Below are 22772 nucleotides of genomic sequence, written 5' to 3' on the forward strand. Positions count from 1 at the left end.
TTCGGGTCGCGACAGGGGGGTACCTCGTCCGGCCAACCCCTTGGCGCGAACTTCAACATATTGTTGAATCTGCTGCATGCAGACACAGACGCCACTACAAATACGGATCTCCTGGCCCGCAGGCCACCTCACCGCAACCCTCGACGACACACCCACCACGCGGGCTCTCGCCAAGGCCCTGCCCTTCGTCTCCACCGCCCGCACGTGGGGCGAAGAGGTGTACTTCGACACAGGGGTATCCGTTTCACGTGAAACGGACGCCCGGCAGGTCGTCGACCCGGGCACGGTCGCCTTCTGGACGGACGGCGACGCCCTCGCCCTCCCCTACGGCCCCACGCCGATCTCGCGAGGCGACGAATGCCGCCTCGCCAGCCCGTGCAACGTCCTGGGCCACCTCGACGGTGACCCCCGCCTGCTCGCGACGGTGCGCGACGGCGACCCTGTGCGCGTGGAACTCGTAGACGCCTGAACCCCGCAAGACGTCTGAACGCAAGACGGGCGGACTCGTCGAAAGCCCGAACTCGCCGAAGCCCGACCGAGACCGCGGAGCCCTACAGCTCCTTCCGGAACCCTTCCGCCACCTTGAGGAAGATGTCGTTCGCCTCGGCCTCCCCGACCGTCACCCGCACACCCTCGCCCGGGAACGGTCGGACCACGACACCGTGCTCCTCACACGCCGCCGCGAAGGCGACCGTGCGCTCCCCCAGTCGCAGCCACACGAAGTTGGCCTGTGTCTCGGGAACCGTCCAGCCCTGAGCGCGCAGCCCGTCGACCACGCGGTTGCGCTCGCACACCAACGAGCCGACCCGACCGAGGAGTTCGTCCTCGGCACGCAGCGAGGCGATGGCCGCGTCCTGCGCGAGCTGGCTCACGCCGAAGGGCACGGCCGTCTTGCGCAGCGCCGCCGCGACCGGCTCCTGGGCGATCGCGAAGCCGACACGGAGCCCGGCGAGGCCGTACGCCTTGGAGAACGTCCGCAGGACACAGACGTTCGGCCGCTCACGGTAGATCTCGACGCCGTCCGGCACCTCGGGGTCCCGGATGAACTCGCGGTACGCCTCGTCGAGCACGACCAGCACGTCGCCGGGCACCCGGTCGAGGAACCGCTCCAGCTCGGCCCGCTTCACCACCGTGCCGGTCGGGTTGTTGGGGTTGCAGACGAAGATCAGCCTGGTCCGGTCCGTGATGGCGGCGGCCATCGCGTCCAGGTCGTGCACATCACCGGGCGTCAGCGGTACCTGCACCGAGGTGGCGCCGCTGATCTGCGTGATGATCGGGTACGCCTCGAAGGACCGCCAGGCGTAGATGACCTCGTCGCCGGGCCCGGAGGTGGCCTGCAGCAGCTGCTGGGCGACGCCGACCGAGCCGGTGCCGGTGGCCACGTGGGAGGCCGGCACGCCGAAGCGCTCGGAAAGCTCGTTCATCAGCCCCGTGCACATCATGTCCGGGTAGCGGTTGAACGACGAGGCCGCTGCGGTCACGGACTCCATCACGCCGGGCAGCGGCGGATAGGGGTTCTCGTTGGAGGACAGCTTGTAGGCCACCGGACCACCGGCCGCGGCAGGCTTGCCCGGCTTGTAGGTGGGGATACCCTCCAGCTCGGCGCGCAGCTTGGGGCTCGTCTCGCTCACCGCAGTCCTCCTCGCGACCACCGGCGGCCCGTCATCACCGCCGGCTCCAATACTCCTCACCTTATGAGGATTCGGCGCCGATGCGTACAGGTGAGACGTCCTCGAGTGCGGACCCCTTCAGTCACACCTGCATCAGGGGCATCGCTGTACGAAGCTGTACGAATTGGGGGGCGCATCACACATATATCTACGCGCCGGTGGCTCACGCCGTGGCGCGCATCCCTCGTGAAGGTGAGTTGAGACCTCTTCGAAACATCGGGCACTTGGCAGGCTCATACGTGCCGACAAGACACGTCCTACTATTGGATCGTTCAACTCCCTTGCTTTCTAATGAGTTTGACGTCTGATGACCTTGCAGAAACGTGCCTGTCAACGAGTGCATATGCGTCCGCACTACCCCACCGCATGAGCCCTACTATCGGCTCGCCATGACAGCAGCAGGGAAGCACCAGGTGAGCCGCGCGGAAACCTCACGCCGAGGCAGTCGGCCAGGCCGGGCCGGGATCAGAGACGTGGCCGCCGCTGCCGGGGTCTCCATCACGACCGTCTCCGACGCCCTCAACGGCAAGGGTCGGCTCCCCGACGCCACCCGACGCCATGTTCGCGAGGTCGCCGAACGACTGGGCTACCGGCCCTCGGCCGCCGCCCGCACCCTCCGTACCGGCAAGTCGGGTCTCATCGGCCTGACCGTGACGACATACGGGGATGAACCTTTCACCTTCACCGAGTTCGCGTACTTCGCCGAGATGGCCCGCGCGGCCACCTCGGCCGCGCTCGCCCGCGGCTACGCTCTCGTGATCCTCCCCGCGACCTCGCGCCACGACGTCTGGTCGAACGTCGCCCTCGACGGCACGGTCGTCATCGACCCCTCCGACCAGGACCCGGTCGTCAGCGAGCTGGTCAGACAGGGTCTGCCGGTCGTATCCGACGGCCGCCCGGCCGGCTCGCTCCCGGTCACCGCCTGGGTCGACAACGACCACGAGGCCGCCGTACTCGGCATCCTCGACCACCTGGCCGACGCGGGCGCCCGCCGGATCGGACTGCTGACGGGCACCACGACGGACACCTACACCCATCTGTCGACCACCGCGTACCTGCGCTGGTGCGAGCGGGTCGGCCAGGATCCGGTGTACGAGGCCTACCCTGCGCACGACCCGTGCGCAGGCGCCGTCGCCGCCGACCGGCTGCTCGCCCGGCCCGACCGTCCCGACGCCGTCTACGGCCTGTTCGACCCGAACGGCACCGACCTGCTCGCCGCCGCCCGCCGCTACGGTCTGCGCGTGCCGGACGACCTGCTGCTGGTCTGCTGCAGCGAGTCGACCGTCTACGCCAACACCGAGCCGCCCATCACCACGCTCTCCCTCAAGCCGCGCCGCATCGGCACGGCCGTGGTCCAGCTCCTCATCGACGCCATCGAAGGCGTGGACTCGGACCATCCGGTCGAGCAGGTGATACCGACCGAGCTGATCGTGCGTACCTCGTCCCAGCGACGGCCGCCGCGTACGACGGTCAGCCCGCCACGGTCGCCCGAGGAGCGCTAGGAACTGTTCGATACAGCTGGCTGACGCAGTTCGGGGGAGAGCGAAGCGCAGGTCCCGGAGCGACGAAAACAGGTCAACGAGCGACGGGGAGCACGGCGGGCGAGCGGCCGAAGCCCTGCCCAATCGGGGCGAAAGCCGCGGTGAACAGGAGTCCTGCTCCGATTCACCACCCCTGGGTCATCACATGGCGCGATCGGCATTCCTATGATGGGCCCACGACACCGCGGGCCGCTGCGACCAGGCAGTCCGATGCGGTGCAGCTGCGGCGCGATGGTGGAGGGGTCTGATGACTCAGGGGGCCGGTCAGGGACCCGAGGTGGAGCGGACGGCGACGTTGCGCGACTTCCGCGTGCCCGCTTACGTCCACGAGACCGGTCCGTACGGCCACAGCACGCACCCCGGCGACGTCGTCCCGCTCCTCGACGAGGCGTATCCGGAGGGATACACGCCGACAGAACGCGACCTCCCTGTCATCAACCGGGGTGACACGGTTCAGGTGCAGGTCGACGCCTCGGCCCTGCCGGCCCCGCAGTCGGCGGGCGGCCCCGGCCCGCTGTTCGTCGTAGGCGACGTGCACGGCTACCTCGACGAGTTGGTGGCCGCCCTTCAGGAGAAGGGCCTCATCGACTCGGCGGGGAACTGGTGCGCGGGCACCGCCCGGCTGTGGTTCCTCGGCGACTTCACCGACCGCGGCCCGGACGGCATCGGCGTCATCGACCTCGTGATGCGGCTGTCCGCGGAGGCTGCCGCGGCCGGCGGCTACTGCAAGGCCCTGATGGGCAACCACGAGCTGCTGCTGATCGGCGCCAAGCGGTTCGGCGACACCCCCGTCAACTCCGGCGCGGGCACCGCCACCTTCCAGGCGGCCTGGCTGCTCAACGGCGGTCAGAAGACCGACATGGACCGCCTCCAGGACCACCATCTGCAGTGGATGGCGCGGCTGGACGCCATGGAAGAGGTCGACGGCCATCTGCTCGTGCACTCGGACACCACCGCCTATCTCGACTACGGCGACTCGATCGAGGCGGTCAACGACACCGTCCGCGAGACGCTCACCCGCAACGACGCCGACGAAGTCTGGGATCTCTTCCGCAAGTTCACCAAGCGCTTCTCCTTCCGTGACGAGGGCGGCGCCGACCATGTGCGCTCCCTGCTCGATACGTACGGCGGCACCCGCATCGTTCACGGGCACAGCCCCATTCCCTACCTGCTGGGCGAGGTCGGCTCCGAGGAGAGCGACGACGACAGCGGGCCCTTGGTCGAGGGACCGCACGTCTACGCCGACGGCCTCGCCATCGCGATGGACGGCGGCGTGACCATGGCCGGAAAGCTGCTGGTCCAGCAACTGCCCCTGGATATCTGAACGTTCACCGGGCAGGCGTCCCCCCGTCCCGCAGCGACGGAGGACGGTGCAGGCCAGGGCCCAATTTTGGCAAACCCCCTGTCACCGTGTGCCGTCACCGCTCTACCATCGGCTTATCCGTAGCAGGCTCCCCTCCGTTTCTGCCCGACGGCTCGTTGCCATGCGAGCCCCAAGCCCTACGGAGCATCGGGGGATGCACATGAACAGCGTTCCGCAGCACCTGCACAGCGAGGACCGCCAGGACTACGAGCGGATCCTCGACGAGGCGCTGCGCTCCGCACCACACCGCCCGGAACTGGTCGCTGTCGGACAGCGGCTCAACCCCGAACAGCTGCGCACCATGGCGCTCAACGCCTCCGCACTCATCACGGCGGCCGCGGCGACCGAGTACCAGCACTACGTGAAGGTCCGCGAGGAACTGCGCCAGCCGGCGCCGTCCACCCCGTCGTCCGCCCGTGAGCCCGGCTCCACCGAGTCGGGCACGGGTGCGATGGGGCTCGCCACCACCATGGGAGAAGTCGCCGAGACCGCCGGTCCCGGCGTCGTCGCCGTTCTCGCCGTCCTCGCACCCGTCCTCGCCGGCACCGCCGCGGCGATCTTCCTGCTCGTCGGCTACATCCTGAAGATGTTCGACCCCGAGCCGGCCTTCGCCCAGACGATGCTCACCACCGGATGGGTGTTCGGCGCCGTGGCGGCGGCCGCGATCCTGGTCGCCGCCGTCGGGCTCCTGCTCACCGCCCTGCGCAATCGGCCCGCGTTCGACGGCGGACCGTACGGCGAACTGAGCGAGGAGGTCGCCCGGGCCAGGGAAGCCTGGCGCGAGGCCCTGCTGGAGCGCGGCATCCTGCCCTTCCTTCGGGAGGCGCTCGCCGACCCCGGCACGGCAACGGCCCTGCACCGTACGCCACCGTCGACGCCGGCCGGCCGCATCCCGAACCTGGGCTATGACCGCCCGGGTTTCAGCAGCCCGGGCGACGGCTCCTCCCCTGGCCCGCGACCGAGCTTCTCCAGCCCGGACTACACGAGCCCAGACTTCGGAGGGCCGGAACACCAGCCGGAGTAGCCCCTCGGCTTGCGCCCCCGCCGTAGGAGAGCCCCGTCAGGGGACCCTCCTCCGCAACGGAGCCCTGGGGAGACCTCCTCGGGGAGGCGCAAGCCGAACAGCCGGGCAGCACGCCGGGCCCCCGGCCACGCGCCGGACACCTGGGCATGGCGCCCTGGGTCAGGACGTCGACGTCAGTCCGCGATCGGCAGGTACACGCGGTTGCCCGCCGCCGCGAACTCCTTCGACTTCTGAGCCATGCCCTCCTCGATCTCCTCCCGGGACTCGCCGTGCTGGCGGCGGATGTCCTGGGAGATCTTCATCGAGCAGAACTTCGGCCCGCACATGGAGCAGAAGTGGGCCGTCTTCGCGGGCTCGGCCGGCAGGGTCTCGTCGTGGAACTCGCGTGCCGTGTCCGGGTCCAGGGCGAGGTTGAACTGGTCCTCCCACCGGAACTCGAAGCGAGCGTCGGAGAGCGCGTCGTCCCACTCCTGAGCACCGGGGTGCCCCTTGGCGAGATCGGCCGCGTGGGCGGCGATCTTGTACGTGATGACGCCGGTCTTGACGTCGTCACGGTTGGGCAGGCCCAAGTGCTCCTTGGGGGTGACGTAGCAGAGCATGGCCGTGCCCCACCAGGCGATCATCGCGGCACCGATGCCGGAGGTGATGTGGTCGTACGCCGGCGCGACGTCCGTGGTCAGCGGGCCGAGCGTATAGAACGGAGCTTCATCACAGATCTCCTGCTGAAGGTCGATGTTCTCCTTGATCTTGTGCATCGGGACGTGTCCCGGGCCCTCGATCATGGTCTGTACGTTGAAACGCTTCGCGATCCGGTTGAGTTCCCCGAGAGTTCGGAGTTCCGCGAACTGCGCCTCGTCGTTGGCGTCCGCGATCGAGCCGGGCCGAAGGCCGTCGCCCAGTGAGTACGTGACGTCGTACGCGGCGAGGATCTCGCAGAGTTCCTCGAAGTTCTCGTACAGGAAGCTCTCCTTGTGGTGCGCCAGGCACCACGCGGCCATGATCGAGCCGCCTCGCGAAACGATGCCGGTCTTGCGGTTCGCGGTGAGCGGTACGTACGGCAGGCGAACGCCCGCGTGGACCGTCATGTAGTCCACGCCCTGCTCCGCCTGTTCGATGACCGTGTCCTTGTAGATCTCCCAGGTCAGCTCCTCGGCGCGGCCGTCGACCTTCTCCAGCGCCTGATAGAGCGGCACCGTGCCGATCGGCACGGGGGAGTTGCGCAGCACCCATTCGCGGGTGGTGTGGATGTTGCGGCCGGTCGAGAGGTCCATGACCGTGTCGGCACCCCAGCGGGTCGCCCAGGTCATCTTCTCGACCTCCTCCTCGATGGAGGAGGTGACGGCGGAGTTGCCGATGTTGGCGTTGACCTTCACCAGGAATCGCTTGCCGATGATCATCGGCTCGATCTCCGGGTGGTTGACGTTGGCGGGCAGCACCGCACGGCCCGCCGCGATCTCCTCGCGGACCACCTCGGGAGAAACGTTCTCCCGGATGGCCACGAACTCCATCTCGGGGGTGATCTCGCCGCGGCGCGCGTAGGCGAGCTGCGTGACCGCCTTGCCGTCACGGCTGCGACGGGGCTGGCGCGGCCGTCCGGGGAAGACCGCGTCGAGGTTGCGCAGACCGCCACGGGGCGAGGTGTGCTTGATCCCGTCATCCTCGGGGCGGACAGGACGGCCCGCGTACTCCTCGGTGTCGCCGCGGGCGATGATCCAATTCTCCCGTAGCGGGGGCAGGCCCCTGCGGACGTCGGTATCGGCGAGTGGATCGGTGTACAGGCCTGACGTGTCGTACAGCGTGACCGACTGCCCGTTGGTGAGGTGCACCTGGCGGACCGGCACCCGCAGATCGGGGCGTGAGCCCTCGACATACGCCTTGTGCCAGCCGATGGACTTCCCGGCCTCCTGGGACTGCTCGTCCTGGACGGAGGCAGGCGTGCGTGCGTCCTTGTTGGTCATGAGACCTACTCCCTACGCCGGCATTACCCGGTAACAGGTTCGGCGGTCGACGCAGCGGTTTCCGTCTGCCGACGTTTCGTGTGAAACATCACTCGCGATGGGTGATGTTTCATGTGAAACATCGCTGGGACGGAGGTCAGCGCCCTCTCAGCCCGGTGCTCCGAGCTCCCGCGTGTACAAAGGTGGCACCACGCTAGCGTCAATTCGGGCGCGCTGAACAGAGGGCCCCGGTCGTTCTTGCGATGATCGGTCGGTGACCACGACGCATGAACCTCCGTACCCACCGCCCGAGCGGCCCCGCGGATCCGGCGCCGGAAACGGCCCCGCCCGGGGCAACGGCCGTGCAGACGGCCGGGGTTCGGGGATTCCTGGAGCGAGATACGACGGCGGATACGGCCGTGGTTCCGGAGACGCCCGCGACGATCATGGCGCCGGACACGGCGGCTGGCACGAGCACGGTTCCGAATCCAGTGGCTCACCGGGGCGGGGACCCGGCCCGGGTGACGGGCAGGGGCACGATTCCGGTGGTCATGGACACGGGCCCGGGTCCGGCGGCTCGCACGGCGGCGGCGGCGACGGTGGCGGGTACGGGCACTCGCACAGTCACGCCCACGGTCCTGCGGCACCCGTCTCCCAGCACCTGCGCAAGGTCATCGCGGCGATCCTGATTCCGTTCGCCGCGGCGGTGGTGGTGGGGCTCGCGGTGCTGTGGCCGGGCGGTGCCCCGCCGCACGAGCGGACGGGCGTCGGCTTCGACCGGCAGACTCAGCAGGCCACGGTCACCAAGGTGGTCGAGGTGAACTGCAAGGAGGTGGGCGCCTCAGGGGTGCCCCCGACCGGTGACACCTCCACCGCCGAGGGCTCCTCCGCCGTGCAGCAGGAGAACGGCACCTGCAAGAAGGCGACGATCCGCGTCGACACCGGCACGGACAAGGGCCGTACGTTCACGGAGATCGTGCAGCCCGACCAGTCACGGCAGTTGCACGAGGGCCAGGAAGTCGTGGTCGCCTATGAGCCCTCGGCGCCCAAGGACCTGCAGTACTCGGTCACCGACGTGAACCGGCGCGTTCCGTTGGCGGTGCTCGCCGGCATCTTCGCTCTCGCCGTCGTGCTCGTCGGGCGGATGCGGGGCGTGATGGCGCTGGTCTCGCTGGCCATCAGCTTCCTGGTGCTCAACTTCTTCATCCTGCCCGCGATCCTGCAGGGCTCGAACCCGCTGGTCGTGGCGGTCGTGGGGTCGAGTGCCATCATGCTGATCGCCCTCTACCTGTGCCACGGCCTCTCGGCCCGTACGTCGGTGGCGGTGCTCGGCACGCTGATCTCGCTGCTGCTGATCGGTGTCCTCGGCTCGGTGTTCATCGACTGGGCCGCGCTCACCGGCAACACCGACGACAACACCGGCCTCATTCACGGGCTGTATCCGTCGATCGACATGAGCGGACTGCTGCTCGCCGGCATCATCATCGGCTCGCTCGGCGTCCTCGACGACGTGACGGTCACACAGACGTCCGCCGTCTGGGAGCTGCACGAGGCCAACCCGACGATGGGCTGGCGCGGGCTGTACCGCGCGGGCATCCGCATCGGCCGCGACCACATCGCCTCCGTCGTCAACACGCTTGTCCTCGCTTACGCGGGCGCCGCTCTGCCTCTGCTGCTGCTCTTCTCGATCGCCCAGAGCGGCGTGGGCACCGTCGCCAACAGTGAGCTGGTGGCGGAGGAAATCGTGCGCACCCTGGTGGGCTCCATCGGCCTGGTCGCCTCCGTGCCGGTCACCACGGCTCTCGCGGCCCTGGTGGTCTCGGCCGACCGGCCGGAGAAGGGGGCGGCGCCCAATGGCACCCAGCCGGTCCCGGCGGGCGCGCAGCCGGCTCCGGGCCGCGGGGGGCGGGGACGGCGGCGGAAGCGGTGAGACGACGGCAGAGGCTCTGAGACGGCGTGGACGCGGGGAGACAGCGCCCGGAGGCCGTGAGACGGCGGCGGGGGCGGTGAGACGGCGAGGGAGGCCCTGCGGCGACGTAGGGGGTGGCGAGACGGCGGCGGAAGCTGTGCGGGGAGCGTCCGCCGATCCGGCGTGGCCGGCTGCCCGGCCCAGCCGATGCAAGGCGGAGCACGCCCCGCGAGGAAGCGCTCCTGCACACGCCGTTTGCGCCCGGCGAAGCGTTACGCCACCCCCACCTTGGCCGCCGTGACGTCTCAACCCGCGCTCTGCTCCTCCGCCAGGATGCGGTCCAGAGCCTCGTCGAGATGGGCGTCGAAGTCGGCGAGCGCGCCCTCCTGCCCGAGCGGCACCAGCTTGTCCGTGCGGTCGAGGAAGGCCACGAGCGGTGCCACCGAGGAGCGGAACAGCGCCTGGTCGGCGCCGACCTGAAGCCGGATCAGCACGTCCCCGAGCGTCTCGGAACCGGTCGGCGAGACCCGTACGTCGCCCTCCCCGCACGGCCTGCCCACCCCGTCGACCAGCAGCTCGCGGCCGAATGCCCAGGTCACCGGGGCATCTCCGGGCAGGTGGAAGGTCAGCCGTACGGCATAGGGATCACAGGTCTCGTAGCGCAGCTCCACCGGGATGCGGAAGGAAAGCTCCTCGGAGACGAGAAAGCTCATCATGACCTCTGCCTGTACGGACTCGCGCATCGCCTACCCCGTCGTTTGCCTTCGACTGGCCGGGAACGGACCCCGACACTGTGGAATCTTGCTGAACGTACACGAGAGATCACAAGGAGTGAGTTTTCACATACTGATAGAGATCGAGAGTGACCCCAGGAGCCGCCCTACCTCGTCCTGCAGCTGACGTGCCGCCGACAGCAGTCGGTCGCCCTGATGAACGGGCAGGGAAATGGCGATCGTCGCGGCCGTACTGCCCACCGTGATCGGGATCGCCGCGCACACCGTGCCGAGCGCGTACTCCTGGCGCTCGGTCACCGGCTCCATCCGGCGGATCCGTTCGAGGCGTCGGAGCAGCGTGCGGCTGTCGCGCACCGTGTACGGGGTGATGGCCTGCACGGGGTGGCGGTCGAGATGGTCCCGGCGTGCGTCGTCGCCCATCTGGGACAGCAGGCACTGACCGATGGCGTGCGCGTGGCCGGTCTCGCGGAAGTCGGCCCATTCCTCGACCGCCGGATTGCCCGGGGTGTCGGAGACGCCCATGACCTCGATCTCGCCGTCGCGGTAGAGGGCGTAGTACACGGGTAGGCCCAGGGCGTCACGGCATTGGGCGAGCGCGTCGGCGACCGTGCTGCGACGTTTCTGCTCGGCTCCGCTGCTGCTCAGCCGTACAGCGGCCTCGCCCAGGAAGAACAGCCCTCTGTCGCGACGCAGATAGCCCTCGTGCACGAGGGTGCGCAGCAGGTGGTACGCGGTGGGCAGCGCCAGGCCCGTCTCCCGGGCGAGTTGCTTGGCGGGAGCGCCGTACTCGTGCCCGGCGACACATTCCAGCAGGCGCATCGCACGTTGGACGGATCCGATGAGCGTCGCGGAGTGCGGCTGCTCGGGGGGTCTCGGGGACGCCTGTCGCGGGACCTGTGGACCGGTGGAAGGCGGGCGTCCGATGGGGGCGTGGGGTTCTGAGGGTGCGGTGTCAACCGTGGCCAAGGGTCACTCCCTGAGCGCGAGGGGGGAGCCCGTGCGGGGAACACGGGAGGGGTGCACGCCGCTCGCGGGGTCGTCCCCCGCGTCGATTTCCGGACTCTATTCGTCCGCCACCGCTCGCAGACGCCCTGCCCGGAAAACTTCCCTCGGCCGAGGGAAGCGGCGATTCCTGTTACCGCCTCCCTGTCCCCACGACCCTCACCAGTCGCTGCGCGACGAGGAGCTCGACGTGAACTTCCGTACGACGTAGATCAGTCCACCGACCAGGGCCACGAAGACCAGCACCTTGAAGAGCAGCCCGATGACGAAACCGACGATGCTGGCGATCAGGCCGCCGAACACGACCAGGGCGATGACCGGCACCGCGATCCACTTCACCCACCACGGCAGTCCTGCGAAGATTTCACGCATCGCCCTCGTCCTTACCTCTCCGGCCCGTCACTGTGCCGGGTCCTGATGCTTCGAATCCGCTGAGTCCGCTGATTCCCTGCACTCGATGCTAGGACGGGCAGGTGCCCGCGCGGACGCCTCGCAGCCCTTGTCCTCCCCTGATCGAACCCCTAGGGAACCCTGAGGCCAACGGTCAGCTCTCGGGTGGAGAGAACACTACGAGCACCCGCAGATCCTCGCTGATGTGGTGGAACCTGTGGGCGACCCCGGCCGGCACGTACACCACGCTGCCGCGCGCCACCTGCGTGGTCTCCATGCCGACGGTGATGTGGGCGCGGCCGCTCACAACGAAGTAGACCTCGTCCTGGTTGTGCGGCTTCTGTGGATCGTGCTCGCCGGCGTTGAGCGCGTACAGGCCGACGGACATGTTGCGCTCCCGCAGAAACTGCAGGTAGGCGCCCTCGTTGGCGGCGCGCTCCGCCTCCAGTTCGTCCAGCCGGAATGCCTTCATCGCTGTCGTCCGCCCTTGTCCCAGTGCTCGTGGCCGATCTCGTCTGCCACGATCAGACACATGAAGAATTTCGTAGTCAAGACGATCGCCAACGCGGGCGCCCTGGCGGTCGCCGTCTGGCTGCTCGACAAGATCACCCTCACCGGTGACAGCACGGGCAAGAAGATCGGCACCCTGCTCATCGTCGCGCTGATCTTCGGCCTGGTGAACTTCCTGGTCAAGCCAATAGTCAAGCTCCTGAGCCTGCCGCTGCTCATCCTGACGCTCGGCCTGTTCACGCTGGTCGTCAACGCGCTGATGCTGCTGCTGACCTCGTGGTTCGCCGACAAGCTCGACCTGAGCTTCCATGTCGACGGCTTCTGGACGGCCGTCCTCGGCGGCCTGATCATCTCGATCGTCTCCTGGGCGCTCAACGTCGTCCTGCCCGACGGGGACTGAGCATCCGATGACCTACCGCGTCTGCTTCGTCTGCACCGGCAACATCTGCCGCTCGCCGATGGCCGAATCCGTCTTCCGCGCCCGGGTGGCGGAGGCCGGGCTCGACGGCTTGGTCGAGATCGACAGCGCCGGTACCGGCGGCTGGCACGAGGGCGACCCTGCCGACCCGCGCACCGTCTCCGTCCTCGAGGAGCACGGCTACGACAGCGGCCACACGGCCCGGCAGTTCCGGCCCTCCTGGTTCGCCGGCCTCGACCTCGTCATCGCCCTCGACGACGGCCACCTCAAGGCTCTGCGCCGCCTCGCGCCCTCGCCGGAGGACGCCGCGAAGGTACGGCTGCTGCGTTCCTACGACCCCGCCGCAGGCGACGACCTTGATGTTCCGGACCCGTACTACGGCGGCCGGGACGGCTTCGAGGAGTGCCTCGAGATGGTGGAGGCGGCAAGCACAGGCCTCCTCACGGCGGTCCGCGAGCAGGTGGAGGGACAGGCCGCATGAGCGACCCGCGGGCGCGGAGGCCGCCTTCCGGCGACGGGGACGGCACGCGCGCGGTGCGGGCCGGACTGCCGGATCCGGTCAAGCACGAGCCCACTGTGCCGGGCCCGGTGTTCGCCGCCCACTACCACCTGCCGGGCGAGCCCACGGGGCCGTACACCTACGGCCGTGACGAGAACCCCACCTGGACCCACCTGGAGCGCGCCATCGGCGAGTTGGAGGCGCCAGGGGAGGACGGCGTCGAGACATTCGTCTTCGCCTCGGGCATGGCCGCCATCTCGTCGGTGCTCTTCTCGCACCTGCGGACCGGGGACACGGTCGTCCTGCCCAGCGACGGCTACCAGGCTCTGCCCCTGCTGGGCGCGCAGTTGGAGGCGTACGGCATCGAGGTGCGCACGGCGCCGACCGGCGGGGACGCCCAGCTCGGCGTCCTGGACGGCGCGAAGCTGCTGTGGATCGAGACCCCGTCGAACCCCGGTCTCGACGTGTGCGACATCCGGCGGCTCGTCTCGGAGGCACACGCGCGTGGCGCCCTCGTCGCCGTCGACAACACGCTCGCGACGCCGCTCGGGCAGCGGCCGCTGGAGCTCGGCGCCGACTTCTCGGTGGCCAGCGGCACCAAGCAGCTGACGGGACACGGCGATGTGCTGCTGGGATACGTCTCCGGCCGCGACGCCGAGGCCATGGGCGCCGTACGGCGCTGGCGCAAGATCGCCGGGGCGATTCCGGGTCCCATGGAGGCTTGGCTGGCACACCGTTCCCTCGCCACGCTCCAGCTGCGTGTCGAGCGGCAGAACGCCAATGCGCTGGCGGTCGCCGAGGCGCTGCGGGACTGGCCGGAGGAGCTCGGGGTGCGCTATCCGGGGCTGCCCGGCGACGCCTCGCACACGATCGCCTCGCAGCAGATGCGGCGCTATGGCTGCGTGGTGTCCTTCGCGCTGCCCACGCGTGCGCGTGCCGAGCGTTTCCTGGACGCCCTGCGCCTCGTCGACGATGCGACCAGCTTCGGCGGCGTGCGCTCCACGGCCGAACGACGCGGACGCTGGGGCGGCGACGCCGTACCGGAGGGATTCATTCGTATGTCGGTCGGCGCGGAGGATCCCGAGGACCTGGTGGCGGATGTGCTGAGTGCACTGGACGAGTCAGCGCGGTGAGCGGGGCTTTACCCGCGCCAGCCGGTGCCCGCATACGTCGAACGGGCGGTCCGAGCCTCCCCCCTCGTGGCTCGGACCGCCCTCGGTTCCGCGCGCGAAGAACCGCGCGAACAAGGCTAGTTGACTCTCTGTCAGTGTCCAATCACAGTAGCGACAGCGACCTATCGACTTATTTATAGTTGGGCCCTGCCCTGGGGGTGGGGAGAAGGGCGGGGAAAGGGAGGGTGTGGCATGGATCTGGCCCTGTTGCGCACTTTTGTGACCGTGCACCGGGCCGGCTCCTTCACCCGTGCCGCCGCGCTGCTCGGGCTGTCGCAGCCGGCCGTGACCTCACAGATCCGCACTCTCGAACGGCAGCTGGGCCGCCCCCTTTTCCTGCGGCAGGCCCGTGGGGTGACGCCGACGACCATCGGCGACGAACTCGCCCACAAGGCCGCGCCGCATCTCGACGCCCTGGTGGAGATAGCCGAGACCGGCCTCGACGACGAGTCCTCGTTACGAACCCTGCACCTGGCCGGCCCTCCCGAGTTCACCGCCGAGCGCGCGCTGCCCGCGCTCACCGAGCTGACCGGCGAGGACAGCCAGGGATTCGCGCTGCGCGCATCCTTCGGCAACGCCGAGGAGACCCTGGAGGGGCTCGCCGCCGGGCATCATGATCTGGCCATCAGTACGGCCCGTCCTCGCGGTGCGCTGCTCACCGCGACTCCGCTCTGCGACGAGGAGCACGTGCTCGTCGCTGCTCCCCGCTGGATCGACCGAATCGGAGCGGGGCAGCTGCGCCACAAGGGAGCACACGCGCTGGAAGACGTTCCGGTGGTGGAGGTGCACGAGTCCCTCCCGTTCGTCTCCCGTTACTGGGCTTCGGTCTACGACTGCCGTCCCGCCGCCCCGGGCACCGTGATCGTCCCTGACCTGCGCGCCGTCCTCGCCTGCGCGGTCGCGGGCGCGGGTTTGGCGGTGCTGCCCCGCTATCTGTGCGCGGCCGCGCTGGAGCGCGGTGATGTCGTCGCCCTGCACGATCCGCCGGTTCCGCCGCTGCGGACGTACTTCCTGGTGGTCCGCACCGGCACGCTGGCGATGCCGCATATCGCGAGGGCCCATGAGTGGCTGCTGCGGGCTGCTACCGATTGGGCCTGAGCTGGGCATTCGACAGGGCTTGAGCCGGCCTCTCCCGGCCATCACAGCATGAGTTCCACCGGTGACGTTTCGCGATGTTTCACGTGGAACCAGCGGGGCCACATTTCTCCCATGACCGTCCGACCCGTGGTCAAGCGCACCGCCCGCGCCGTTCTGCTGGACGGCGACGACCTGATCCTGATCAAGCGCACCAAGCCCGGTGTGGATCCCTACTGGCTCACGCCCGGGGGCGGGGTCGAGGCGACGGACGCGACCGTAGTCGACGCCCTGCACCGCGAGGTGTACGAAGAGCTCGGCGCCAAGATCGTCGACGTGGTGCCCTGCTTCGTCGATACCGTCGAGCACATCGGCGAGGACGGCGGCGCGACCGGAGTGAAGGTGCAGCACTTCTTCGTCTGCCGTCTGGAGTCGATGGACCCGTCCTTGCGGCACGGTCCGGAGGTCGACGAGCCCATCGGCGAGTACGAGATCGTGCGGGTGCCGTTCACCCGGGTCGGGATCGCCTCCGTCCATCTCGTACCGCTGTCGCTGCGGCACTACCTGGACGGGAACATCGAGGGCGTACGCGCGATGCACGCTCCCGACCTGGGCTGATCCAACCGAAGGTCAGCTCCCGGCGCCGACGAGCTCCTCCACGGAGTCATGCCGTATGCGCTCGGACGGGATGCCGATGTCTCTCAGCGCGTCCACACCACTGCGGATCATGCCCGGCGGTCCGGAGACGTAGGCGTCGTACTCGGTCCACGGTCCGTACTCCCGTATGGCATCGGGAAGCTGGAGCAGTCCGTCCCGGTCCACCACCGGGCGGACCTGAAGCCACGGATGGGACTGCCGGAGTCGGAGCATCGTGTCGATGTCGTACAGGTCCGTATCGCTGCGGGCGCCGTAGAAGACCTCGACCGGTCGGCGTTCCCCGTGCTCGGCGACATCCTCGATCAGCGCCTTGATGGGAGCTATACCGGTACCTCCGCCCAGGCAGAGCAGACCACTGTCCGTGGTGTGGTCCACGGTCATCGAACCGGCCGGCGGGCCGAGCCGGATGATGTCCCCCGGCCGGGCGCGGTGCACCAGCGCGTTGGAGACCCAGCCGGCGGGCACGGCCTTCACATGGAACGTCAGCAGGCCGTCGGAGCGGGGCGCTGAGGCGAAGGAGTAATGCCGCCAGATCCGCGGCCACCAAGGCGTCTCCAGGATCGTGTACTGCCCGGCGAGGAAGGGATAGGGCTGGTCGGGGCGGACGGTGACGACCGCGATGTCCCGGGTCCGGAGGTCGTGCGACACGACCTCCGCATACCACCAGGCGGGGGCGCGTAGTTCGTCCGCCGCCGCCGCATCGATCATGACCTGCGAGATCGTCGTGTACGCCCGGACCCAGGCGGCCTCCATCTCCGCGTCCCAGACACCTTCGGCGTACTTGCTCAGCGCGCCGATGAGGCACTCCCCGACGGCCGGGTAGTGCTCGGCCCGGGTGCCGTACTTGCGGTGGCCGCGGCCGAGGTTCTGCAGGTACTCGACGAGGACAGGCTTGTTGTCGATGTGCTCTGCCGCTGTGAGAAGGGCCTTGAGCAGCCGGTCCCGCTGGGTGTCCATCGCGGCCGGGAACAGGGAGCGCAGATCGGGGTGGCGTACGAAGAGCAGCGCGTAGAAGTAAGAGGTGACCTTGTCGGCGACGGGGGCGACCTCGGCCATCGTCCGGCGGATCAGGATGGCGTCCGGGGAAGCGGCTTCGGACGGTGCGGGGCGCTGCGCGGGAACGTGCAGTTGGGGCGAGGACGGGGCTATGGACGTGAGGCCCGGTATCGCCGAGTGGGTTGAGGCGGTCTGGGTGGGGGCGGGGGGCAGCTGGCCCGGGGCCCTGGTCGGGACGAAGACGGAGGCGGGCGGCTCTTGGTCCGGTGCCGGGGCAGAAGCCGAGGGCTGGCCCGGAGTCGGAGCAAGGTTGGAGGACCGCGCTGGAGCCGGGCCAAGGGCTGACGCCGGTTGGTCTGCGGTCGCGGCGGAGGCCGGTGTGAACAGCGAGGGCGCTATGTGACTCGGGGCAGAGGTGGCGGAAGGAGGTGCCGCGGCCGGTGCGCCTCGTTCCGGTGCGGGGTGCGCGGCGGGGTCCTGTGCGGCGGGACCGGAGCCGGCATCCACGGGGGCCTGCTCGGCCGGGACCTCCGTCATGACGGGCTGTGTGCCGTCTTGGGTCGGCGGGGCCGTGCTCGCGCCCGTGGCCGTCCTGCCGACCGGGCGCATCGCGGCCAGGCGGCGGCCCTCGGCAGTCTCCTGTTCAGCTTCCGGAGTCTTCGCCGGCTGCTTGCGCGGCGTGAACCAGCCGCCCCCGCCGCCGGAAGTGCCGTTGTCGGCCGACGTGGTGGTCGGAGCGTCCATGGTGTGCCTCGCCTCGAACATCTTTCGGTCGGTCTGCGCACTTCCCCGGTCGGAAGGTGCCTGCTGCCCCCGTGATGGCTTGCTTTGCCCCGTTCTTCACCGTGGCCAATACGGCCACATTCAACCCGTATTCACACTCAGTACGGACAAGTAAGGCGAGAGTGTGACATTGGCCGCAGTACTCTCACCGAAGCATCCCACCGCGAGTGGGCGCCCTGGCCGCATACCCGAGAATGCGGGTCCTCGATCTCTCCGTCCCGTTAGGCTGCGTTACCTTGCGGCCGGTCCGCGCTGCGAGTCTGCATCACAGCTCGGAAACGAACCGGAGTCGACCCTACCGGCCGACGCCTCGATCACAAGTCCCCCCTTGCTCTCTCACGAATTGGGCGAGGCGGCGAACGGATGGATCCTTCAATTACCGGCTGATGCGCACCACTTCATAGGCTTCCCACAGATCCATCCCCATGTAGGAGTGGGTCGCCTGTCTGGCCAGATGGCGATCCGCGTTGACGGCGACGGAAACAGGTACGGCACCGAACAGGTCCTTGTCCGACAGGGAATCGCCATAGGCGACGCAGTTGGCACGTGTCGTACCGAACTCCTCGCAGAGCCGGTCGGCGATACGGACCTTGGCTGCGGCGCTGAGCACTCCCGCCGGATCCACAGGCTCAGTGAACGGCACGGCAGGAAAGCGGGAACCGTACGCCGCATGCGCTCCCCAAGCTGTCAGCCGCTCCACGAAGAAGGAGGGCGAGAGGGATATGACGGCGCAGTAGTCGCCCTGTCCCCTGATCTCCGCCCAGACCTCACGGATCCTGGCCAGCCAAGGAGCACTCTCGAAAGCCGCCACGACATGGGACTCGGCGAGATCCGCCCAGAGTGCGTGCACTCGCGTCGCGTACTCCGGCGGCCCGATCAGCCCCGCCGAGATCTCCCGGTCGAGCGCCACGGTCTCCGCTTCCAGCCCGAGTTGCCGCGATATCTCCACCGGGGCTGTTGTTCCGTGCAGGAGTGTTCCGTCGAGGTCGAAGAGGTGAAGTCTCGCCATGGGCCTTGAGGTTAATCGGACAGGCTGTCGCTCCCACATCTCGACGACCGCTCACCGCGCGCACATGATGGCCGCCTACTGATGGACGCTCGCCGTTCGTCCATGTTTCACGTGAAACACCCGGCGTCATTCGGCACGCTGTGCGGTGGCCCATGACATGGCCAAAAGCTCGTACGTCTCCCTGGAAACGGCTGGACGACCAGGGCAGTCGTCAGACAGCCTGACCTGCGTGCCGACTCCTTCCCTCGCCGCTCTGCCCATCCGCCGTCTGACGCTTCGCGACCTCACCGCCTGCGCCGACTTGTCCGAGGACCGGGGTTGGCCCCGTGAGGAACACAAGTGGGGATTCCTCCTCACCGCCGGGAGGGGATACGGCATCGACGACCCCGACGGCGGGCTCGTCAGCGCCTGTGTGGTCACGGAGTACGGGCCTCAGGACCGTCCGGACCTGGGGGCCATCGGCATGGTCCTGGTCGCGGAGCGGCACGCCCGACGAGGCATCGGACGCCGGCTGATGCGCCACGTCATCAACGCGATGGGGACGACCCCGCTGACACTGCACGCGACGCCGAACGGCCGACCGCTCTACGAGGAACTCGGCTTCAAGGCCACCGGCCGGGCGGAGATGTTGCGGGGGCACTTCCGCCGTGGCCCCTCGGCACCTGACGTCGCCACGCGTGCGGCGACCGCCGAGGACCTGGCCGCGATCGTGCGGCTCGATGAAGAGGTGTTCGGCGTCGACCGCACGCACATCATCACGCGGCTCCCCGCTTTCACCGACCAGCTACGCGTCGCCGAGGCGAACGACCGGATCGTCGGCTACGCGGGCGCCTGGCCGAACATGGACACGCAGGTCGTAGGCCCGCTGATCGCCCGCGACACAGCTACCGCGAAGGCACTCATCGCCTCCCTCGCCGCCCACACCGACCGCCCCTTGCGCACCGACATCGACGTACGCCACGAGGAGCTGCTGGCCTGGGCGAAGGACCATGGTCTGGCGTCCGTCGCCTTCAACGCCGTCATGACGTACGGCATCTCGGAACTGCCCGGCGACTGGACCCGGCGATTCGCTCCGCTGACGGTGGCGGCGGGGTGAGGCACGCGGTTGCGAGCTGAGACACGCGGCTGGGGGCTGAGGCACACGGTGCAGGCTGAGACACGGGGCGGCAGGCTGAGGCACGTCGGTGAGGACGCACATGAAGCGCCGGCCCCGTTGGGAACCGGCGCTGCATCCGCGACAGCGCGGTGGTGTCAGCCGAGTGCCTCGATCGCTGCCGTCGCCAAGCGGTGGTCCTGTTCGGGTGCGCCGCCGCCGACCCCGATGGCGCCGATCAGCCGACCGTCTCGACGGATCGGCACACCGCCCGCGATGAAGAGCAGCGGCCGATCGAGTGCGGTGGGCAGGGTGTGGAAGAGGCCACCCGGCTGTACGGCGTCGACGAGATCTGCGGTGGGGGCGACGAGCTGGAGTGCCGTGTAGGCCTTGCGGGTGCTGGTCTCCCCGGAGATCAGCACGGCTCGGTCGTCCCGCCGGAAGGCGAGCAGATGGCCTCCGGCGTCCAGGACGGTGACGCTGACCGTCACCCCGGCGGCCTCGGCAGCCTGATGGGCGGCGGCGACGAGGACGTCGGCGTCCTGGGTGGTCAGAGGGATGCAGGCAATGGCGGTGCTCATGGGGGGGGCTCCTCGCGGTGTGGTGCTGCGGTGGCTGGCATGGGGGCCGTATGTGCGGGGGCGGCCCTGACCCCGCACGCGGGTCGGCTCAGTGGTGTACGACGGCTCGCTGCTCGGCGGGCGCGGTGCCCGTGACGACGGTCCTGGTGAATCCTCCGTCGCGGCGCTCCAGTGCGGCCGAGAGGAACGCGAGCAGCAGCGCGGCCGCGGCGAGGGCGGCGCCGACCCAGTTGGGGGACGTGTAGCCCAAACCGGCCCCGATGACGAGACCGCCGAGCCAGGCCGACAGGGCGTTGCCGAGGTTGAAGGCGCCGATGTTCACGGCCGAGGCCAGCGTAGGGGCGCCGTGCGCCTGGTCGAGGACGCGCTTCTGCAGCGGAGGGACGGTAGCGAAGCCCAGGGCTCCGATCAGCGCGATCGTGACCGCCGCGAGGATCTTGTTGTGTGCGGTGAGCGTGAAGAGCGCGAGCACGACGGCGAGGGCGCCCAGGGAGACGTACAGCATGGGCATCAGCGCGCGGTCGGCGTACTTGCCGCCGATCAGGTTGCCGCCGACCATGCCGAGCCCGAACAGGACCAGCAGCCAGGTGACGGAGCCGTCGGCGAAGCCGGAGACGTGGGTCATCATGGGCGCGATGTAGGTGATGGCCGCGAAGACGCCGCCGAACCCCAGGACCGTCATCGCCATGGCGAGCAGAACCTGGGCGTTCTTGAAGGCGGCCAGTTCGTGGCGCAGGCGTACGCCCTGCTGCTTGGGCATCTCCGGGACCAGCTTGGCTATGCCCGCAAGGCCGACCACGCCGAGGACGGCGACGATTCCGAAGGTGACGCGCCAGCCGACGGACTGCCCGACGAAGGTGCCCAGCGGTACGCCGACGACATTGGCCACGGTCAGGCCGGTGAACATCATCGCGATGGCCCCGGCCTTCTTGTCCGGGGCGACCAGGTCGGCCGCCACGACCGAGCCGATGCCGAAGAAGGCACCATGGGCGAGTGAGGCGACCACACGCCCGATCAGCATGACGGCGAAGGCGGGGGCGACAGCGGACAGCAGGTTGCCGGCGATGAACAGCCCCATCAGCACCATCAGCATCCGCTTGCGCGAGACCTTGGTGCCGAGCACGGTCATCAGGGGAGCGCCGAACACCACGCCGAGCGCGTAGCCAGTCACCAGAAACCCGGCGGTGGGGATGGAGACCCCCAAGTCGCCCGCGACCTCGGGCAGCAGTCCCATGATCACGAACTCGGTCGTTCCGATTCCGAAGGCCCCGATCGCGAGGGCCAGAAGCGCGAGAGGCATGAAAGGGGTACACCTTCCAGAAGATTGCAGGAGCGCTTTACGCTCGATGACAATACTTGCACGCGCGGGATAATTGCAAGCGCAGGCAGTTACGCCCTTGCTCTACCTTGACTCCAGCCACACCGGGACGGAGGACACCGACGCCATGACCGCCACGGACCCCGCGCTCACCGCCCTCGCCCAGGGCTGGTGCGCCCTCTCCCTGCTGCACGGCAGGATCGAGGCGCACATCGAGCGCGCCCTGCAGACCGGGCACGACCTGAGCGTGCGCGAGTACTCCCTGCTCGACGTCCTCAGCCGCCAGCACAACGGCGAAGGCGGCCACCTGCAGATGAAACAGGTCGCCGACGCGGTCGTCCTCAGCCAGAGCGCCACCACCCGCCTCGTCACCCGACTCGAGGACCGCGGCCTGCTCTCCCGCTACCTCTGCCCCACCGACCGCCGAGGCATCTACACCGACGTCACCGAAGCCGGCCTCGAACTCCTCGAAGAAGCCCGCCCCACCAACGAGGCCGCGCTGCGCGAAGCCCTCGACGAAGCCGCCAAGAATCCCGAACTGGTCCCACTGGTAAGGGTCGTCGAGTCGCTCCCGTCTCCCGCATAAGCTGCGAGCATGGGAGATCTTGAGATACGCCCCGCTGTGGCCGAAGACATTCCCACGATCGTCGCGATGCTCGCGGACGATCCGCTGGGTGCCCAGCGCGAGTCACCTGGCGACCTGAGCCCCTACATGGCCGCACTGGAGCGGCTCAGCAGTGACCCGAACCAACACCTCGTTGTCGCCGCCCGCGAGGGCCGTGTCGTCGGCACCCTTCAGCTCACGGTCATTCCCGGGCTGTCGCGGCGCGGCTCAACCAGGTCGATCATCGAAGCCGTACGCATCCACGCTGACGAACGCGGCAGCGGCCTGGGCACGCAGCTCATCGAGTGGGCGATCGAGGAATCTCGTCGGCAGAACTGCCAGTTGGTACAACTGACCTCCGACAAGAGCCGTACGGACGCCCACCGCTTCTATGAGCGGCTCGGCTTCACGGCCTCACACGTGGGCTTCAAGATCCAGTTGTGAAACGGTGAGTGGGCCTGTTTCACGTGAAACAGGCCCACTCACCG

Annotated in this window: 23 protein-coding genes and 1 riboswitch; of the genes, 13 read left to right on the top strand and 10 right to left on the bottom strand. The window is 68.9% G+C overall.

What is annotated here, in order from left to right:
* Positions 1–76: 76 nt before the first annotated feature.
* Positions 77–469 (top strand): cyclophilin-like fold protein, encoded by a 393-nt coding sequence (locus ACIBAG_RS10885; protein ID WP_399103442.1) that lies wholly within the window; start codon positions 77–79, stop codon positions 467–469.
* A gap of 82 nt (positions 470–551) precedes the next feature.
* Here ACIBAG_RS10885 and hisC read toward each other — a convergent pair whose 3' ends face one another.
* On the bottom strand, positions 552–1631 hold the full coding sequence (gene hisC / locus ACIBAG_RS10890; protein ID WP_399103444.1) for a histidinol-phosphate transaminase: 1080 nt from the start codon (positions 1629–1631) through the stop codon (positions 552–554).
* Between the two features lie 428 nt (positions 1632–2059).
* Between hisC and ACIBAG_RS10895 the strand changes: the two genes are divergently transcribed.
* The 3 genes from ACIBAG_RS10895 to ACIBAG_RS10905 all read left to right on the top strand — a co-directional run bounded on the left by ACIBAG_RS10895 (position 2060) and on the right by ACIBAG_RS10905 (position 5598).
* Positions 2060–3172, top strand: a complete 1113-nt coding sequence (locus ACIBAG_RS10895; protein ID WP_399103446.1) for a LacI family DNA-binding transcriptional regulator — start codon at positions 2060–2062, stop codon at positions 3170–3172.
* Positions 3173–3458: 286 nt separating this feature from the next.
* Positions 3459–4535 carry a metallophosphoesterase gene (locus ACIBAG_RS10900; RefSeq protein ID WP_399103448.1) on the top strand — a complete coding sequence of 359 codons (1077 nt, stop codon included), beginning with the start codon at positions 3459–3461 and terminating at the stop codon, positions 4533–4535.
* A 193-nt stretch (positions 4536–4728) separates the two neighbouring features.
* Positions 4729–5598, top strand: a complete 870-nt coding sequence (locus ACIBAG_RS10905) for a hypothetical protein (RefSeq protein ID WP_399103450.1) — start codon at positions 4729–4731, stop codon at positions 5596–5598.
* A 173-nt stretch (positions 5599–5771) separates the two neighbouring features.
* On the opposite strand, the gene thiC is transcribed toward ACIBAG_RS10905, so the two are convergent.
* The gene (gene thiC, locus ACIBAG_RS10910) at positions 5772–7556 is read right to left on the bottom strand and encodes a phosphomethylpyrimidine synthase ThiC (protein WP_399103452.1); all 1785 of its coding nucleotides are present in this window, start codon (positions 7554–7556) and stop codon (positions 5772–5774) included.
* Positions 7549–7738: riboswitch (TPP riboswitch) on the bottom strand. It overlaps the preceding gene by 8 nt.
* 71 nt (positions 7739–7809) lie before the next feature.
* Here thiC and ACIBAG_RS10915 point away from each other — a divergent pair.
* Complete coding sequence (locus tag ACIBAG_RS10915; protein WP_399103454.1) at positions 7810–9465, top strand: YibE/F family protein; 1656 nt, start codon at positions 7810–7812, stop codon at positions 9463–9465.
* Positions 9466–9749: 284 nt separating this feature from the next.
* On the opposite strand, the gene ACIBAG_RS10920 is transcribed toward ACIBAG_RS10915, so the two are convergent.
* The 4 genes from ACIBAG_RS10920 to ACIBAG_RS10935 all read right to left on the bottom strand — a co-directional run bounded on the left by ACIBAG_RS10920 (position 9750) and on the right by ACIBAG_RS10935 (position 12042).
* Complete coding sequence (locus ACIBAG_RS10920) at positions 9750–10187, bottom strand: SsgA family sporulation/cell division regulator (protein WP_031484724.1); 438 nt, start codon at positions 10185–10187, stop codon at positions 9750–9752.
* 96 nt (positions 10188–10283) lie between these two features.
* A complete protein-coding gene (locus tag ACIBAG_RS10925) occupies positions 10284–11144 on the bottom strand; it encodes an IclR family transcriptional regulator (RefSeq protein ID WP_399103456.1) in 861 nt (286 codons plus the stop codon).
* A 195-nt stretch (positions 11145–11339) separates the two neighbouring features.
* Positions 11340–11552: a DUF5326 family protein gene (locus ACIBAG_RS10930; protein WP_399103458.1), complete on the bottom strand. Its 213-nt coding sequence runs from the start codon at positions 11550–11552 to the stop codon at positions 11340–11342.
* Between the two features lie 172 nt (positions 11553–11724).
* A complete protein-coding gene (locus ACIBAG_RS10935) occupies positions 11725–12042 on the bottom strand; it encodes a cupin domain-containing protein (protein ID WP_399103460.1) in 318 nt (105 codons plus the stop codon).
* Between the two features lie 60 nt (positions 12043–12102).
* On the opposite strand from ACIBAG_RS10935, the gene ACIBAG_RS10940 reads away from it, so the two are divergent.
* The 5 genes from ACIBAG_RS10940 (at position 12103) to ACIBAG_RS10960 (ending at position 15861) form a co-directional block, all read left to right on the top strand.
* On the top strand, positions 12103–12480 hold the full coding sequence (locus ACIBAG_RS10940) for a phage holin family protein (RefSeq protein ID WP_399103462.1): 378 nt from the start codon (positions 12103–12105) through the stop codon (positions 12478–12480).
* Positions 12481–12487: 7 nt separating this feature from the next.
* Positions 12488–12979 carry a low molecular weight protein-tyrosine-phosphatase gene (locus tag ACIBAG_RS10945; protein ID WP_399103464.1) on the top strand — a complete coding sequence of 164 codons (492 nt, stop codon included), beginning with the start codon at positions 12488–12490 and terminating at the stop codon, positions 12977–12979.
* Positions 12976–14130, top strand: a complete 1155-nt coding sequence (locus ACIBAG_RS10950; RefSeq protein WP_399103467.1) for a cystathionine gamma-lyase — start codon at positions 12976–12978, stop codon at positions 14128–14130. Before ACIBAG_RS10945 ends, ACIBAG_RS10950 begins: the two co-directional genes overlap by 4 nt.
* A 231-nt stretch (positions 14131–14361) precedes the next feature.
* On the top strand, positions 14362–15267 hold the full coding sequence (locus ACIBAG_RS10955) for a LysR family transcriptional regulator (RefSeq protein ID WP_399103469.1): 906 nt from the start codon (positions 14362–14364) through the stop codon (positions 15265–15267).
* 111 nt (positions 15268–15378) lie between these two features.
* Positions 15379–15861, top strand: a complete 483-nt coding sequence (locus tag ACIBAG_RS10960) for an NUDIX domain-containing protein (RefSeq protein ID WP_399103471.1) — start codon at positions 15379–15381, stop codon at positions 15859–15861.
* A 12-nt stretch (positions 15862–15873) separates the two neighbouring features.
* On the opposite strand, the gene ACIBAG_RS10965 is transcribed toward ACIBAG_RS10960, so the two are convergent.
* Both ACIBAG_RS10965 and ACIBAG_RS10970 read right to left on the bottom strand, forming a co-directional pair.
* Positions 15874–17640, bottom strand: coding sequence for a globin domain-containing protein (locus ACIBAG_RS10965; protein WP_399103473.1), 1767 nt, complete (start codon positions 17638–17640; stop codon positions 15874–15876).
* A gap of 415 nt (positions 17641–18055) precedes the next feature.
* On the bottom strand, positions 18056–18688 hold the full coding sequence (locus tag ACIBAG_RS10970; protein WP_399103475.1) for an HAD family hydrolase: 633 nt from the start codon (positions 18686–18688) through the stop codon (positions 18056–18058).
* 229 nt (positions 18689–18917) lie between these two features.
* Here ACIBAG_RS10970 and ACIBAG_RS10975 point away from each other — a divergent pair, with 229 nt between their 5' ends.
* Positions 18918–19784, top strand: coding sequence for a GNAT family N-acetyltransferase (locus tag ACIBAG_RS10975; protein ID WP_399103477.1), 867 nt, complete (start codon positions 18918–18920; stop codon positions 19782–19784).
* A 155-nt stretch (positions 19785–19939) separates the two neighbouring features.
* Here the strand turns inward: ACIBAG_RS10975 and ACIBAG_RS10980 are convergent, their stop codons facing one another.
* Both ACIBAG_RS10980 and ACIBAG_RS10985 read right to left on the bottom strand, forming a co-directional pair.
* Positions 19940–20362 (bottom strand): heme-binding protein, encoded by a 423-nt coding sequence (locus ACIBAG_RS10980; protein ID WP_399103479.1) that lies wholly within the window; start codon positions 20360–20362, stop codon positions 19940–19942.
* Between the two features lie 88 nt (positions 20363–20450).
* On the bottom strand, positions 20451–21662 hold the full coding sequence (locus ACIBAG_RS10985; protein ID WP_399103481.1) for an MFS transporter: 1212 nt from the start codon (positions 21660–21662) through the stop codon (positions 20451–20453).
* Between the two features lie 145 nt (positions 21663–21807).
* On the opposite strand from ACIBAG_RS10985, the gene ACIBAG_RS10990 reads away from it, so the two are divergent.
* Both ACIBAG_RS10990 and ACIBAG_RS10995 read left to right on the top strand, forming a co-directional pair.
* Positions 21808–22266, top strand: coding sequence for a MarR family winged helix-turn-helix transcriptional regulator (locus ACIBAG_RS10990; RefSeq protein ID WP_399103483.1), 459 nt, complete (start codon positions 21808–21810; stop codon positions 22264–22266).
* 9 nt (positions 22267–22275) lie between these two features.
* Complete coding sequence (locus ACIBAG_RS10995; protein ID WP_399103485.1) at positions 22276–22728, top strand: GNAT family N-acetyltransferase; 453 nt, start codon at positions 22276–22278, stop codon at positions 22726–22728.
* The last annotated feature ends 44 nt before the right edge of the window (positions 22729–22772 follow it).

The sequence above is a fragment of the Streptomyces sp. NPDC051243 genome, from assembly GCF_044455405.1.
Lineage (GTDB): Bacteria > Actinomycetota > Actinomycetes > Streptomycetales > Streptomycetaceae > Streptomyces.